Genomic DNA, 14,400 nt, shown 5'->3' with positions numbered 1-14,400 from the left:
TCAAAAGGCGGCAAATGCGTCGCGAACAGGGCCGCTTCGGGCGCATAGTGTGACATTTGCGAAACAGCTGCCACGTTGCGCCGCAAAATCGCTTACCGGCCGCTTGCCGACTTTGCCGATATTCCGCACACTTTGCGCTGCAGTGTTTCGTGAAAGGGGCCAAACAATGCGCAAATTCAGCTTCAATTCATCGACCGCGCTGTCGTCGGCGGCATTCATATCGTCCGCCTTCATTGTCGCCGGAACCCTGGCAAGCCCGTCCTACGCCCAGACCACCGATCCCCAACAAACGAGCGCGGTCAGCGCACCGCAATCGGCAGACAGCCAGCCTGCGGAACCTCCGCATGAGACCGACGTCGTCGTGACCGGCTCCCGCATCGCGCACAGGGGCAATGAGACGGCTTCTCCGCTCCAGACGATCAGTTCCCAGGATCTCGATGCGCGCGGCTATCAGACCGTTGCTCAAGCGCTGAACGAGCTGCCGTCCTTCGGCGTGCCCGGCGCGTCGCCGGTCGGATTCAATCAGTCAGGATTTGGCGCGGGCCAGAGTTTCGTCGACTTTCTCGGGCTCGGATCGCAGCGTACCCTGACTCTGGTTAACGGTCGGCGTTTCGTCTCGGGCAATACGTCTTCGATCTTCGGACCGACGGGATCCGGCGGCAACCAGGTCGACCTCAACGTTATCCCGACCAAGCTGATCGATCGCGTGGAGACGGTCGCGGCGATCGGCGCTCCGATCTATGGCTCGGACGCTATTGCCGGCACAATCAACATCATCCTGAAAAAGGACTATCAGGGTATCGATGTCGATGCCGAGACCGGCATATCGAGACAGGGTGACGCGCCCGAATATCGGCTCCGACTGCTGGCAGGCAGGAATTTTGCCGGCGGTCGCGGCAATATCACGATCGCGGGCGAATATGACGAGTCAAAGGGACTGTTCTTCGACGACCGCGCGCAAACGGCGAGCGACAATCGCTTCGGTGTCTCCCGGACCGGGTCGGGTCCTCAGCCGATCTATCCCGACAACCGCATCCCCTCGGTTTCGCCTTATGGCATCCCGATTGTCGGAGGCGCCAATGTCGGCCTCGATCTCACGCTAACCCCCCAGCAGTCGAACCTGTTCTTCGGTGATCCGACGTTGAACTTTGGCGTCAACAATTCAGCCGGCACGCAGCTCAAATTCGATCAGCAGGGCAATCTTATTCCAATCATCTATGGCAATACGATTGGGCCGGACTCAAGCTTCAATGTCTTCACCAGCGGCGGCAACGGCTTCACGCTGCGCGATGTCGAAAACCTGGTGACCGACATCAAGCGCTACAGCGGCAATATCGAAGCGTCTTTCGATCTTACGCCCAATGTCAGGTTGTTTGGTGAGGGCTGGTATAGTGTAAGCCAAGGCACGAACCTGGCCGCACAACCGGTTTATAACTCCGGGCTGTTCGGCGCAGCTGGGACGAGAGACGGCAATTTGATCATCTCGATCAACAACCCGTTCCTGAGCCCGGCAGCACGCGCCGCGATTCAGAATTCGATCAACAACAATCCCCTAAGCGACCAGAACAATCCATTCGGAGATCCGGCGCTCAACGGCATCACCCAGGATTATTTCTATCTTGGCCGCGCCAACGTCGATCTCTCATCGGGCGTGTCGACCGGCAAATCCGAGGTAATCCGTTTTGTCGGCGGCATGGACGGAACGCTCCATGTCCTGCCCGACCGGGACTGGCGTTTTGAAGCCTATTTCAACTATGGCCGGTCACACGTCACCAGCCGTAACCCGGAACTGAACGAACAGAATTTCCTCAACGCGATCAACGCCGTGAATGGGCCGGGCGGCTCGATTATCTGCGCCCCGGGCTTCACGAACTCACCGATCGCGACGCTCAGTTCCACCTGTGCGCCGATCAACCCCTTTGGCAATCAGGTTTCCCAGGCCGCCAAGGATTATATCACCACGATCGCCACCCCGAGCAACATCAACAATCAATATGATGCGGTCGCCTCGGTTGCAGGCCCACTGTTCAAGCTGCCCGGCGGCGACTTCTCGTTTGCCCTCGGCTTTGAGCATCGCGCTGAAGATTCGACCTTTGATCCGGGCGCATTCTATTATGGCAGCGGCACCGGCAATTCCTCGCAGCGTGGCAGCTATGGCCGGTCGGTTCCGATCGATCCGGTGTTCGGGAAATATTACACGAACGAGATTTTCGGCGAGTTGAATGCCGATCTGATCGGGAGCGATAACGATATACCGTTCGTGCACGAACTCTCCATACAGACGGCCGGCCGTTATATCTGGAATTCGCAGGCGGGTGGCGATCCGACATACACGATTCAGGGGCGATACGCGCCGGTTCGGGACATCGCGTTCCGGGCGGCCTATACCCGCGCGGTGCGGGCGCCTTCGATCACCGAAGCGTTCAACCCGACGTCGAGCGCCTTTGGGTTTGCAACCGACGTCTGCGACATGTCGCTGGTTAACTCCGGGCCGGATCCCGTGACGCGTGCGAAAAATTGCGCTGCGGCAGGCGTGCCGGCCAACTTTGTGTCGCAGTCGAATAACCGTTCTTTCCCGACATACACTTTCGGGAATTCCGCCCTGCAAAACGAAAAATCGGACAATTTCACCGTTGGCGCGGTCTTCACACCGCGGTTCATCCCCGGGTTCAGCATGACTGTGGACTATGTCAATATCACGCTGAAAAACGCGATCAGTCAGTTCTCAACCGACCAGGTCGTCGCGGCCTGTTACGATGCCACCAATTATCCCAGCAACCCGTTCTGTTCGCTCGTCACGCGCGACTTCTCCGGTACTCCGGGAAGCCTTGATTACGCGCAGCTGAGCAATGTTGGTACAAGCTACTTCAACTCGGCAACTCTAAAGTACAAAGGCATCCTGGCAGAAGTATCCTATCGCACTGCCACAGACTTCCTTGGCCAAGGCAGCCATATCGGCCTGGACATCAACTATCAGTATCTCGATACTCTTTCCACCATCGTGACCGAGGGTTCGGTTCCGGTCCACACCAGCAATTCTGTCGGCTATTCACCCCATAAGGGTGTCGCGACGATTCGGTATGACAGAGGCATTTTCTTCGGGCAGGTCCAGATCAACTATATCGGCAAAACGAGAATTGATCCGGACACGGTCTATAATTTCTACGCTGTGCCGGAAGTGAACGCGTTCACCTATGTGAACATGTCCTTCAAGCTGGACGTAACCAAGAATTTCTCGCTCAACCTTGACGTGGACAACGTGTTCGACGTGAAGGCGCCCTATCCCTATTCGGCTTCGGGCGGGACCACGACCTATTTCCAGGGCATCCTGGGTCGTTACATGCGCTTTGGGGCGGCGGTGCATTTCTGATCGCCTGATGGTTACCTGTATCGACTTGGCTCGCTGACAAAAAGGGCCGCGGATCCCTCCGCGGCCCTTCTCATATCGATCTCTCGACCAATCAATAGCGATAATGATCCGGCTTGAACGGCCCCTCGACCGGCACGCCGATATAATTCGCCTGCTTCTCGGTCAGTTTCGACAACTTCACACCGAGCTTCTCCAGATGCAGCGCAGCCACCTTCTCGTCGAGATGCTTCGGCAGGACGTACACGTCGTTCTTGTAATTCTCGCCCTTGGTCCAGAGCTCGATCTGCGCGAGCGTCTGGTTGGTGAAGGACGATGACATCACGAACGAGGGATGGCCCGTCGCGCAGCCCAGGTTCACCAGCCGGCCCTTGGCCAGCACGATGATCTGCTTGCCGTCGGGGAACTTCACCAGGTCGGTGCCCGGCTTCACTTCGGTCCACTCGTAATTGCTGAGCGCGGCGATCTGGATCTCGCTGTCGAAATGGCCGATGTTGCACACGATCGACATGTTCTTCATCGCCTTCATGTGATCGGCGGTGATCACATCGGCATTGCCGGTCGCGGTCACGAAGATGTCGGAACGCGTCACCGCTTCCTCCATCGTCACGACCTCGAAACCCTCCATCGCCGCCTGCAGCGCGCAGATCGGATCGACCTCGGTCACCAGCACGCGCGCGCCACCGTTGCGAAGCGACTGGGCGCTGCCTTTGCCGACATCGCCGAAGCCCGCGACGGTGGCGACCTTGCCGGCGAGCATCACGTCGGTGGCGCGGCGAATCGCGTCCACCAGCGATTCCTTGCAGCCATAGAGATTGTCGAACTTCGACTTGGTGACGCTGTCGTTGACGTTGATCGCCGGGAAGGGCAGCTCGCCCTTCTTGGCAATCTCGTACAGGCGATGAACGCCGGTGGTGGTCTCTTCCGAAACGCCCTTCAGGTTCTTGACCGTCTCGGTCAGGTAGCCCGGATACTTCGCCACGAACGCCTTCAGCGCGCGCTGGAACTCGACTTCCTCCTCATTCTCGGGCTCGCCGAGCGTGTGGCCGGCCTCGAGCTTGGCGCCCCACAGCGCGAACATGGTCGCGTCGCCGCCGTCATCGAGGATGATGTTGGCGGTGGTGCCGTCAGTGTCGGCGCCCCAGTTGAAGATGTCGCCGACATAGTCCCAATAATCGGCAAGGCTCTCGCCTTTCACCGCGAACACCGGCACGCCGGTCGCTGCGATCGCTGCGGCGGCATGGTCCTGGGTCGAGAAGATGTTGCAGGTCGCCCAGCGGACATCGGCACCGAGCGCGGTCAGCGTCTCGATCAGCACCGCGGTCTGGATCGTCATGTGGAGCGAGCCGGTGATCCGCGCGCCCTTGAGCGGCTGCGAGGCGCCGAATTCCTCGCGGAGCGACATCAGGCCGGGCATCTCGGTCTCGGCGATGTTGATCTCCTTGCGGCCGAAATCGGCGAGGCCGATGTCTGCGATGACATAGTCGTTGGTTTCGGCGGCGAGTGCGGTGGCCACGGTGGAATCTCCGGAAAAATACGAAATGGATGGCGGCCACATAGGGCCGGATCGCGGCCAAATCAAATATAAAGATATCTTTATGTGTTTAGGCGGCGGGGTTGCTGGTCGGTGGGCGCCCAGTCCCCATACAGTCTACCGAAATTATCCAACAAGGTGGCGGAGGGCGCGTCAGGCAGTGCCGGTGCTGCTCGCCAGCAGGCGCGGATCGATCCCAGCTTCACCGAATCCGCGCTGCCATCGCGCACCGGCATCGGTGTCGTAGAGCAGTGTCATGTCGCCCGGCAGGTTGAACCAGCCGTGCCGGGTAAGCTCCTCGTCGAGCTGCCCCTCGCCCCAGCCGGCATAGCCCAATGCGACCAGCCAGCGGCTGGGGCCTTGCCCTTCCGAAATCGCCCTGAGCACGTCGATCGTCCCCGAAAGCGACCAGCGCCCCGCCACGTCGATCGTATCCTGCCCGCCCCAGTCGCTCGAATGGATAACGAAGCCGCGCCGCGGCTCGACCGGCCCCCCGAAATGGACCGGCGCGTTGGGCGCTGCGCCAGGCTCGATCGAAAATTGCGCAAGCAGGTCGTGCAGGCCGAGCCCGGCGATCGTCGCACCCACGCCGATCCCGATCGCGCCCTTCTCGTCATGCGCGCAGATCGCGATCACTGCATGCTCGAAACGTGGATCGCCGATGCCGGGCATCGCCAGCAGGAATTGTCCGGTCAGAAAGGGTGCACTTTCAATCACCCGGCCATCATAGCGACACGGCTCCACGCTCGCACGCTTGAAATCCACGCGTCGTTGCACGAGGTAGGCGCCGTCGTGGTTTCGCGACGATCAGGAATCACCGCACCACAAGCGGCCATCAGGAGGATATCACCCATGACCATCAGCGTCGGCGATCGGCTGCCAAGCACCACTCTCGTCAAGGCGACCGCCAATGGCCCCGAGCAGATCAGCTCGGACGAGTATTTCAAGGGCCGCAAGGTTGCGCTGTTCTCGGTTCCCGGCGCCTTCACGCCGACCTGCTCTGCCAAGCACCTGCCCGGCTATCTCGACAAGGCCGATGAGCTGAAGGCGAAAGGCGTCGACGAGATCGCCTGCACCGCGGTCAACGATGCCTTCGTGATGGACGCCTGGAGCAAGAGCGCAGACGCGGGCGGCAAGGTCACCATGCTCGCCGATGGCAATGGCAGCTTCGCCGAAGCGGTCGGCCTGACGATGGACGTCACCAAATTCGGCCTCGGCAAGCGCGGCCAGCGTTACTCGATGCTGGTCAATGACGGTGTCGTCGAGCAGCTCAATGTCGAGGCGCCCGGCGAATTCAATGTCAGCTCGGCCGAGCATTTGCTAAGCGAGCTCTAAGGGCGCGACCCGGCCGGGCGCGGACATGAAACGATCTGCCCCGGCGCGGCGATGTAAAGGAACTGGCGGCATGCCCCCCGCGTTCAGGGGCAGCGATCGAGCGAGGACCAAGCCATGACCGAAGAAACCACACCTGCCGCAACCCCGGCTGCCAAGCCGGAAGAAAAATCCTTCTTCGAGCGCGCCCAGAGCGCCATCGAATCCGCAGTCGAGTCGACTGTGGAAGCAGTGAAGGAACATCCTGCCGCCGCAGCGGCGATCGCCGCCGGCGCGACCGCAGCCGTCGCCGGCGCCGCCTTCGGCATCAGCAAGCTGCTCGAAGACGACGACAGCAAGGCCTGAACCTGGCCGGGGCGCGCCTTCAACGGCGCGCCCTTATTGCCGTCCGCCGTCGTCTTGCCAGCGTCATGCTGCTGCTTTAGCGACGTAGGATGACGACTGCTTCCGATATCGTGGCCAAACTCGACCGTCTCTACCGCGCATCGGTCGAGCGGTTGCAGACGGCGCTTACCGCTTATCTTGCCACCGGCGCGGTTCCCGAGCGGAACTCCCGCCATGATGGCAGCTTCGCCTATCCCGAAATCAGGCTGCGCTACAAAGGCGGCGGCGATCGCCCAGCCCCGCTCCGCTCGTTCGGCCGGCTGGTGACGCCAGGCGACTATCGGATCAGCGTTACCAAGCCGGCGATCTTCGCCGATTACCTGACCGAGCAGCTGACCCTGCTGATCGAGGATTATGATGTCTTCGTCGAGGCAGTGCCCGGCCGGCAGGAAATTCCCTTCCCCTATGTTCTCGACGCCGGCCATGCGCTGAGCCTCGACGAGGTCTCCGCCCTCGACCTGGCGCGCCATTTCCCGGCGACCGAGCTCGCCTATATCGGCGACGAGATCGCCGACGGCCTGTACGCTGATGCCGACGGCACCCGCCCCCTCGCCTTGTTCGACGGCTTGCGCACCGACTTCTCGCTCGCGCGGTTGCGTCATTACACCGGCACGCCGCCCGAGCATGTGCAGCGCTACGTGCTGTTCACCAATTATCACCGCTATGTCGACGAGTTCGTGCGCTGGGCCTGCGCTCAGCTCGGTGAGGGCAGCCGCTTCACCGGTGTATCGGGCGCCGGCGGCACGATGATGCGCGCCGGCGACGATGTCGAGGCGATGCTGGCTGACAGCAGCGCGTGGCGGCGCCACCAGATGCCCGCCTATCACCTGATGGCGGATGACCGCACGGGCATCACGCTCGTCAATATCGGCGTTGGTCCGTCGAACGCCAAGACGATCACTGATCATCTCGCCGTCGTTCGCCCGGAAGCATGGATGATGATCGGCCATTGCGGCGGCCTGCGCCCGAGCCAGCGGATCGGCGACTATGTCCTGGCGCATGCCTATCTGCGCGACGATCATGTGCTTGACGATGTGCTGCCGCCGGAAATTCCGGTTCCCGCCATCGCCGAGGTCCAGCAGGCGCTTGCCCGTGCCGCCGAGACGATTTCGGGCCAGTCGGGCGAGGAATTGAAGCGCCGCCTGCGGACGGGCACGATCGTGACGACCGACGACCGCAACTGGGAACTGCGCTACGCCCGCTCGGCATTGCGCTTCTCGCTCAGCCGCGCCGTCGGCATCGATATGGAGTCGGCGACGATCGCGGCGCAGGGCTATCGGTTCCGCGTGCCTTACGGGACGTTGCTCTGCGTTTCGGACAAGCCGCTCCACGGCGAATTGAAGCTGCCGGGCCAGGCCAACCGCTTCTACGAGCGCGCGATCAGCGAGCATATGCGGATCGGCATCCAGGCCTGTGAGGAGCTTCGCCGCGAAGGCGCCAAGCTCCACAGCCGCAAATTGCGCGCCTTCAACGAACCGCCCTTCCGGTAACACGGAAACCCGACGCGTCTCGTGCGTTACGGCTGCTCAACATTTCAGGAGCATCCCCATGGCCACCGTCCCGAACAAGCCCGCCGCCTCGCGCAAGCCCGCCGCCGCCCGCAAGCCGGCCGCCCGCAAGCCAGCGGCGAAGAAAGCCGCGCCACGCAAGGTCGCGGCGAAGAAATCCAACAGCCATTGGGGCACGGCGGCGATCGTCGGCGGCGTTGCGGCTGTCGGTGCTGCAGCGACGGCGGCATTGTTCGCGATGCGCGGCAACGGCCCGGATTTTGGTACGCTTTTCAATGGCGACGACAACGCGCACCAGGCAGACGGCACTGATTCGTCCGCATCGTTCAAAGCAGGGATTGCCGACGAAGGCACCATCCCGGCCTGAACCTCCTTCTCGGTAGAATGGGAAGCAGCGATTCCCAGTCCCCGGATATCAATCCGGGGACGCTACCTGCCAGTGGAGCGCCGTGCGGGATCCAGATCACCGGTGTTAGAGAATCGGACTCCAGGTTGGTTATTCCGGGCCCTGAGTCGACCCGGCCGCGAGCCCGATTCCCGCTGTTTCCCGCTGTTATCGCGATTTTTTATTTCCGCCGCTGTTATGTTGGATTCTCCGCCCAATTTCGCCCTTCATTATCAATGCTTTACCGGACATCCCGCTGTTAACCAGGAACAGCGGGATAACAGCGGGGAACAGCGACGATAACAGCGGCGGAACAGCGGGCCTGCAGGATGGCGGCCCGCCCCTTGAATAAATCGGTCATGTCAAAGAGCAGGCGGAACCGAGACAGCATTCCCGCCCGCTCACTTTCCACAATCTCCCACCGGATTGAATCGAACCGATCCATTCCTGATCGCCGGCGCGGGGCACAGCCCACCGGCCGCCCCAACGCTCGCGCGATTCAACATTAGCTGATTCTGTTCTCAGGTCGTCCTTCCTTTCGAGAAGGCGACGATGGTGAGCATAGCTCCACACTATCCCGACGAGACACCGGCACTACCCACACTCGATCAGGGCGCCATCCCCGTCGATCCCAACCGCATAGACGCGAGATCCGGGAGCGGGCCTGCTGCGGACACGTCGCCGGCTGCGGCGCTGGCCAGCCCCTCGACACCAACGGCCATCGACACCCCAATTGGCGGGCCGTCCGGACCAGACGCGGCACTCGCGCCCCTTCCCCGCATCAGCGTCCGCGGCGGCAATATGGCCATGCGTGTGCTGAGCCGGGTGATGCAGGATCTCGACATCGTGACCGGTGGCACCCGCGCGGCGACCTACGAGGAGGTGGATGAACACGTAACGCGCAGAATTGCCATCGAGCGGGATCTCGAGAATGCCGCGCTGACGGCGATGGGCAGGCAAACCCTGCCTCTGGCCAGCCCGGGAACCGGGCCAGCTCCGGGCTATGACGCGTCGCTCGCGAATTCCCCAGCCGACAGGCAGCCCGCCATCGATCACGGCGGCGATGTGGACGCGTCGAGCACGGCAGGCACCGGCACGCCAGCGGCGCAGGTAATCCCGACGACAAAGGCCAGCGACAAGGCGACGCTGCCTTCCGCCCAGCCCGAAAACGCCGCGGAAACCGATCCAGCGGCATTGCCGGATGCGCTTCCCGCGCAGGGAACGTTCAAGGGCGGCAAGAAGGGGCTTGGCGACTGGTTCCAATATACCCAGTCCCTGGCGCATAGCGGTGGCAACCCGGCTGATGCGGCCGGACCGATCGGCTCTGGATATTTCAGGGGCGACGACACCGACATCGCCACGGCGGCGGCCATCGCCAAAGACACGATAGACGGCGCTGATCGCGCTCGCGATTTCATGAACAGCGACCTTACGATATCAGCACAATATTTTGAACAACTCGCCGCGATCGAGAGTCCCTATAAAAATCACTACGCGCTTATTGCCCAAATTCTCGATACGAAAATAGCGCTTGATGCCGCTGCTCTCGACCAAAAGGTCGGCCGGGAGGGAATGGCATACGCCCAGTTCTTCGGCCATGTCGCGCGCCAGGTCTCCGTTCCCGTAGATTTCGTCATGACGATAAAAGAGGTGGCGGACGGGACGATCTCGCCTGCGGAGGCAGCGGTCAATTTTGCAACCATGGGCCACGCCCATCAGGTCGCGAGCCTCGAGCGTATGGTCGCGAAGGGGGCTGAGAAACAGATCACTGAAAGAGCACAGCAGGCCGTAGGCGACGGTAGAGGCGATGGGGGCGCGGGAACGGGAAGACCAGCCGGCGGAGGCGGTGATAATGGAACCGGCAAAGGCGGAAAGGGTGGCGGCAACGATGGTGGTGAAGGCCCAACGGGGGACACCCCCAGGCGACCCAACCGGCAAAACATTTTGCAAACCTTGAGTCAGACATTGAGCGACCATCTGCCCGATATTAAAAGCGTCGACCCCAGTGCTCGGGTTGGATTCAGAGGAAGCTTGGCAAGCGGCACCAAAGGGCCGCATAAAAAATTCGCTCCGTTCGATCCAAAGAATTTTGATGTAGATGCCCTTATCGTCAGTGATAAGCTGGCAGACGAAGTAAAAATGTATAATAATTTTCGGAATGGATCTGATCACTCGACGATCTTGGCAATTCAAAACTCAATCGAGAAAGCGCTTCGTGCGAACCCACATTTTTCAGGAATGCGCGGCGCTTTCACCTTTAGGATCTATTCGCGTAATGAGTTCAGAGAAGTCGTTAATAAAAAACTCGAGAAAAAGATACCTCGTTCATGGTCAGATTTATCAATAGGTGATAAATGTACAAATTTGCTGTATTGGGAATAAAGCCCGTTAAAGGCCTGAATAACACCGCCGATATTATCGGAGAGATATTCGGTCACATACAATTCCACCGCGATGAAGATTTCATCTTCGATGAGTTTCCGGCTTATATCGCCAAAGATGATACTTATAGATATGCGCTACTGGGAATACCCGAATCTCCAGGGCACGATGATGGTGAATCGAAGAATGTATTTCAGTTCGAGATGCGGTCACTGGATCGCGATAACACGAATGGCCATATCAATATGTCGGAAGAGATAGCCGAAAAGCTAAATAGTGACGGGCGCCTTTTTTGCTGGACGTGATGCAACATGGACGAGGAGCGAGCATGCCGCCCGCGAAGGCCCCCTCACCAGCCGCTCGGCTTGCCCTTGTTCTGCTCGTCGAGCCACGCCTTCAGCGGCGCAAAATATTCCATGATCGCGTCGCCCGACATCTCGCGGCTGCCGGTGAATGCCTCGAGCGCGTCAGGCCAGGGCTTCGATTGGCCCATGGTCAGCATCGCGTTCAGCTTCGCACCCACCTCCTTGTTGCCGTAGAAGGAGCAGCGATGCAGCGGGCCGGTCCAGCCCGCCTGCTTGCACGCCGCCTGATAGAATTGGAACTGGAGGAGCCGGGCAAGGAAATAGCGCGTATAGGGAACTTCAGCCGGCACGTGATATTTGGCACCGGGATCGAACTTCGTTTCGTCGCGCTCGACCGGCGGTGCGACGCCCTGATATTGCAGCCGCAGCGCATTCCACGCTGCTTCATAGCCGTCCGGCTTGATCGATCCCGAGAAGACGCCCCAGCGCCATTTGTCGATCAGCAGCCCAAAGGGCAGGAACGCGACCTTGTCCATCGCCTGGCGCAGCAACAGGCCGATATCCTTGTCGGGGCTCGGTACCTTGGCCTGATCGAGCAGCCCGATCTGGACGAGATAGTCAGGCGTGATCGAGAGCGCGACGAAATCGCCGATCGCCTCGTGGAAGCCGTCATTGGCACCATTCTCGTAGAGGAAGGGCTGATCCTTATAGGCGCGCTGATAATAATTATGGCCGAGCTCGTGATGGATCGTCACGAAATCATCGGCATTGATCTTGAGGCAGGTCTTCACCCGGATATCGTCCTTGTTGTCGATATCCCAGGCCGAGGCGTGGCAGATCACCTCGCGATCGCGTGGCTTGGTGATCTGCGAGCGGATCCAGAAGCTGTCGGGTAGCGGTGCGAAACCGAGCGAGGAATAGAAACCCTCGGCCGTCTTCACCATCTTGAGCGGATCATAGCCCTTGGACTCGAGCAGCGCGCCCGTATCGTAACCGAGATCACCCGCGCCCTTCGGGGCGACAATATCGTAGATATTGCCCCATTCCTGTGCCCACATATTGCCGAGCAGATCGGCGCGGATCGGCCCGGTCTTCGACTGGATGGCGTCACCATATTTCTCGTTGAGCTTCCAGCGGACATAAGTGTGGAGCGCCTGGTAGAGCGGCTCGACCTGCTTCCACAGCCCGTCGGTCATCTTCGCGAACTCGGCCGGGCTCATGTCATAGCCCGAACGCCAGAGCGCGCCGGTATCCTTGTAGCCGAGGGTCACCGCGCCTTCATTGGCGATCCCGACCGAGCGCTGATAATCGCCCCGCATCTGCGCACCGACATTGTCATGCCAGCTCGTCCACATCTCCTGGAGCTTCGCCGGGTCGCGGACCTTGCCCATCGCCGCCTCGATGTCGCTGCCGTTGATCGGCTTGCCGTCGAGCGTTCCCTTGCCCGCGCCATATTCGGACGACATCCGGGTCACGATCGTCGCCAGTTCTGCCGCGGCGCCGGGCCGGGTCGGTGCCGGAAGCGTCAGGCCGTTGCGCAGCAGGGCGAGCTTGCGGGCGGTATCCGGCGACAGGTTCGGGATGGTGGCGTATTTCGCTGCGTCGAGCGCGTACTTGACCTGCAGCTCGGTCTGCTCGCTGCCGATGCGCGCGTTGATCGCATCCGTATCGTCAGTGATGTAGGTCGCGTTGATCCACCCGGCCTGGTTCGCGACCACCGAGAAATCGCCAAGCTCCTTCTCGGCGCGCGCGACAAAGCTGTCGGCGTCGGCGGGCGTAAGCGCCGCGGATTTGGCGGTCGCGGGTTCCGGCTTGTCCTTAGCGAGCGCGGGCGTCGCCGCGAGCGACAGGACAAGGGCGAGCATTGAGATGCCGGTGCGGATCATGTGCGATTCCCCGAAAATCAAAGGTGATGCCGTACGGTGTGCCGCCCGCGGGGCGCGGTCAAGCGGCGAGGAAGGCAGCGATCTCGCGTCCGAGCTCCGGCTTGACGACAGCGCTCATGTGACCGCCCGGGACTGTCCGCAGGATCGCATCGGGCAGCGCTGCGGCCAACGCCTCGGCCGAGCCATTGTCCTGGTCCTCGATGCCCGACAGGACCAGCACTGGCTGGCTGATCGTGGCAACCTCAGCCGGCGTCATGTTGGTGAAGGTGCCGATCAGGTTGAGCAAAGCGACCGGATCGCCCTTGACCGTTTTCAGAAAGGCTTCGGCCAGCCATTCAGGGCTGCCGCGCTCGTGCTTGCCGAGATGGGTCAGGATATGGCGAAAATGGTCGGCACGCGCGGTCGCGCCAGTCAAGCCGGCGAGGCCCATGCCCGACAGGACGACGCGACGCGGCAGGGCGCCCTTGATCAGCATCCGCGCCGTGGTGCGCGCGCCAAGCGAATAGCCGCCCAGATCATAATCGGTCAGCCCCAGATGCTCGATCAGGGCGAGGCCGTCGCGCGACAGCACATCAGGCGGATAGCTGGCAGCATCGTGCGGCTTCGCGCTCTCGCCGTGCGCGCGCAGGTCGGGCATGATGACGCGGAAGCCGCGATCGGCAATGGCGGCGGCGTGGCCGTAGCGTATCCAGTTAGTGAAGGCATCGGAGAAGAAGCCGTGGAGCAGCACGACCGGCCGCCCCTCGCCCAGCTCGCGCCACGCCAGGCGCACGCCGTCGAAGCTTTCGAAGAATCGGGTTTCAGTCGGGGAGTCTGCCAACAGTCTTCATCCAGCGATCGACGACATTCTTGTTCTGGTCGGTGCGATAGGTGGGCAGGCCGCGCGTGTCGAGCCATGCCTCGTGCCAGCTCTCGACCGCGAAATGATGAGTCGGACGAAAGCGCTCCGGGTCGTCGAAGCTACCGACGGTCAGGTCCATGGTCTCGCTGTCCGGGAATTCGAAGGTCAGCGGCGTGCCGCATGCCGAGCAATAGCCCCTGCTGGCGATCGGGGAAGAAGCATAGCGATCGGGCTCCTGCTCCCAGATCACGTCCGATTTCCTGACGTTCTTGAATGCGATCGAGACGCCGCCGGTCGCCCGCTGGCACATCCGGCAATGGCAAAGATAGGCATCGTCATCGGCGATGGCGACACTGTAGCGTATCCGGCCGCACTGGCAGCCACCCGTCATATTCCGGGCTTCGGTCACTTTCTGCTCCATCGTCTGCCCCTTGGATGCTGCACCGCGAAATAAACAGGTGTCGAGGGTTGGCTTA

The 14,400-nt window shown here is 61.2% G+C and carries 12 protein-coding genes; 7 read left to right on the top strand and 5 right to left on the bottom strand.

Features of this window, described 5'->3' with window-relative positions:
- Positions 1 to 49 precede the first annotated feature (49 nt).
- Positions 50 to 3,370: a TonB-dependent receptor domain-containing protein gene (locus ABD050_RS04700; protein WP_343888036.1), complete on the top strand. Its 3,321-nt coding sequence runs from the start codon at positions 50 to 52 to the stop codon at positions 3,368 to 3,370.
- Between the two features lie 91 nt (positions 3,371 to 3,461).
- On the opposite strand, the gene ahcY is transcribed toward ABD050_RS04700, so the two are convergent.
- Positions 3,462 to 4,925 (bottom strand): adenosylhomocysteinase, encoded by a 1,464-nt coding sequence (ahcY, locus tag ABD050_RS04695; protein WP_343888035.1) that lies wholly within the window; start codon positions 4,923 to 4,925, stop codon positions 3,462 to 3,464.
- A 129-nt stretch (positions 4,926 to 5,054) separates the two neighbouring features.
- Positions 5,055 to 5,615: a YqgE/AlgH family protein gene (locus ABD050_RS04690; protein WP_343888087.1), complete on the bottom strand. Its 561-nt coding sequence runs from the start codon at positions 5,613 to 5,615 to the stop codon at positions 5,055 to 5,057.
- A gap of 138 nt (positions 5,616 to 5,753) precedes the next feature.
- Between ABD050_RS04690 and ABD050_RS04685 the strand changes: the two genes are divergently transcribed.
- The 6 genes from ABD050_RS04685 (at position 5,754) to ABD050_RS04660 (ending at position 11,197) form a co-directional block, all read left to right on the top strand.
- Positions 5,754 to 6,236 carry a peroxiredoxin gene (locus ABD050_RS04685; protein ID WP_343888034.1) on the top strand — a complete coding sequence of 161 codons (483 nt, stop codon included), beginning with the start codon at positions 5,754 to 5,756 and terminating at the stop codon, positions 6,234 to 6,236.
- 114 nt (positions 6,237 to 6,350) lie between these two features.
- Positions 6,351 to 6,578: a hypothetical protein gene (locus ABD050_RS04680; RefSeq protein ID WP_343888033.1), complete on the top strand. Its 228-nt coding sequence runs from the start codon at positions 6,351 to 6,353 to the stop codon at positions 6,576 to 6,578.
- An 89-nt stretch (positions 6,579 to 6,667) separates the two neighbouring features.
- Positions 6,668 to 8,107: an AMP nucleosidase gene (locus ABD050_RS04675; RefSeq protein ID WP_343888032.1), complete on the top strand. Its 1,440-nt coding sequence runs from the start codon at positions 6,668 to 6,670 to the stop codon at positions 8,105 to 8,107.
- Between the two features lie 58 nt (positions 8,108 to 8,165).
- Positions 8,166 to 8,492 carry a hypothetical protein gene (locus tag ABD050_RS04670; protein WP_343888031.1) on the top strand — a complete coding sequence of 109 codons (327 nt, stop codon included), beginning with the start codon at positions 8,166 to 8,168 and terminating at the stop codon, positions 8,490 to 8,492.
- Between the two features lie 825 nt (positions 8,493 to 9,317).
- Entirely contained in the window at positions 9,318 to 10,892 is a 1,575-nt protein-coding gene (locus ABD050_RS04665; protein ID WP_343888030.1) for a hypothetical protein, read from the top strand.
- Positions 10,865 to 11,197, top strand: coding sequence for a hypothetical protein (locus tag ABD050_RS04660; RefSeq protein ID WP_343888029.1), 333 nt, complete (start codon positions 10,865 to 10,867; stop codon positions 11,195 to 11,197). Before ABD050_RS04665 ends, ABD050_RS04660 begins: the two co-directional genes overlap by 28 nt.
- A gap of 44 nt (positions 11,198 to 11,241) precedes the next feature.
- Here the strand turns inward: ABD050_RS04660 and ABD050_RS04655 are convergent, their stop codons facing one another.
- From ABD050_RS04655 to ABD050_RS04645, 3 genes are read right to left on the bottom strand one after another with little or no spacing between them, the layout of a single operon-like run.
- Positions 11,242 to 13,083 carry a M2 family metallopeptidase gene (locus ABD050_RS04655; RefSeq protein ID WP_343888028.1) on the bottom strand — a complete coding sequence of 614 codons (1,842 nt, stop codon included), beginning with the start codon at positions 13,081 to 13,083 and terminating at the stop codon, positions 11,242 to 11,244.
- A 58-nt stretch (positions 13,084 to 13,141) separates the two neighbouring features.
- On the bottom strand, positions 13,142 to 13,903 hold the full coding sequence (locus ABD050_RS04650; RefSeq protein ID WP_343888027.1) for an alpha/beta fold hydrolase: 762 nt from the start codon (positions 13,901 to 13,903) through the stop codon (positions 13,142 to 13,144).
- Entirely contained in the window at positions 13,884 to 14,315 is a 432-nt protein-coding gene (locus ABD050_RS04645; protein ID WP_343888086.1) for a GFA family protein, read from the bottom strand. The genes ABD050_RS04650 and ABD050_RS04645 overlap by 20 nt, the downstream gene beginning before the upstream one ends.
- Positions 14,316 to 14,400: the final 85 nt, after the last annotated feature.

Origin of the sequence: Sphingomonas oligophenolica (assembly GCF_039522915.1) — a bacterium.
Classification (GTDB): domain Bacteria; phylum Pseudomonadota; class Alphaproteobacteria; order Sphingomonadales; family Sphingomonadaceae; genus Sphingomonas; species Sphingomonas oligophenolica.
This window is presented reverse-complemented; position numbering and strand designations above follow the sequence as displayed.

Excerpts from the sequence above, each read along its gene's own strand:
- ABD050_RS04645 (WP_343888086.1), bottom strand. The coding sequence starts at position 14,315 with ATGACGGGTGGCTGCCAGTGCGGCCGGATACGCTACAGTGTCGCCATC.
- ahcY (WP_343888035.1), bottom strand. The coding sequence starts at position 4,925 with ATGTGGCCGCCATCCATTTCGTATTTTTCCGGAGATTCCACCGTGGCC.
- ABD050_RS04675 (WP_343888032.1), top strand. The coding sequence starts at position 6,668 with ATGACGACTGCTTCCGATATCGTGGCCAAACTCGACCGTCTCTACCGC.
- ABD050_RS04655 (WP_343888028.1), bottom strand. The coding sequence starts at position 13,083 with ATGATCCGCACCGGCATCTCAATGCTCGCCCTTGTCCTGTCGCTCGCG.
- ABD050_RS04670 (WP_343888031.1), top strand. The coding sequence starts at position 8,166 with ATGGCCACCGTCCCGAACAAGCCCGCCGCCTCGCGCAAGCCCGCCGCC.
- ABD050_RS04685 (WP_343888034.1), top strand. The coding sequence starts at position 5,754 with ATGACCATCAGCGTCGGCGATCGGCTGCCAAGCACCACTCTCGTCAAG.
- ABD050_RS04680 (WP_343888033.1), top strand. The coding sequence starts at position 6,351 with ATGACCGAAGAAACCACACCTGCCGCAACCCCGGCTGCCAAGCCGGAA.
- ABD050_RS04660 (WP_343888029.1), top strand. The coding sequence starts at position 10,865 with ATGTACAAATTTGCTGTATTGGGAATAAAGCCCGTTAAAGGCCTGAAT.
- ABD050_RS04665 (WP_343888030.1), top strand. The coding sequence starts at position 9,318 with ATGCGTGTGCTGAGCCGGGTGATGCAGGATCTCGACATCGTGACCGGT.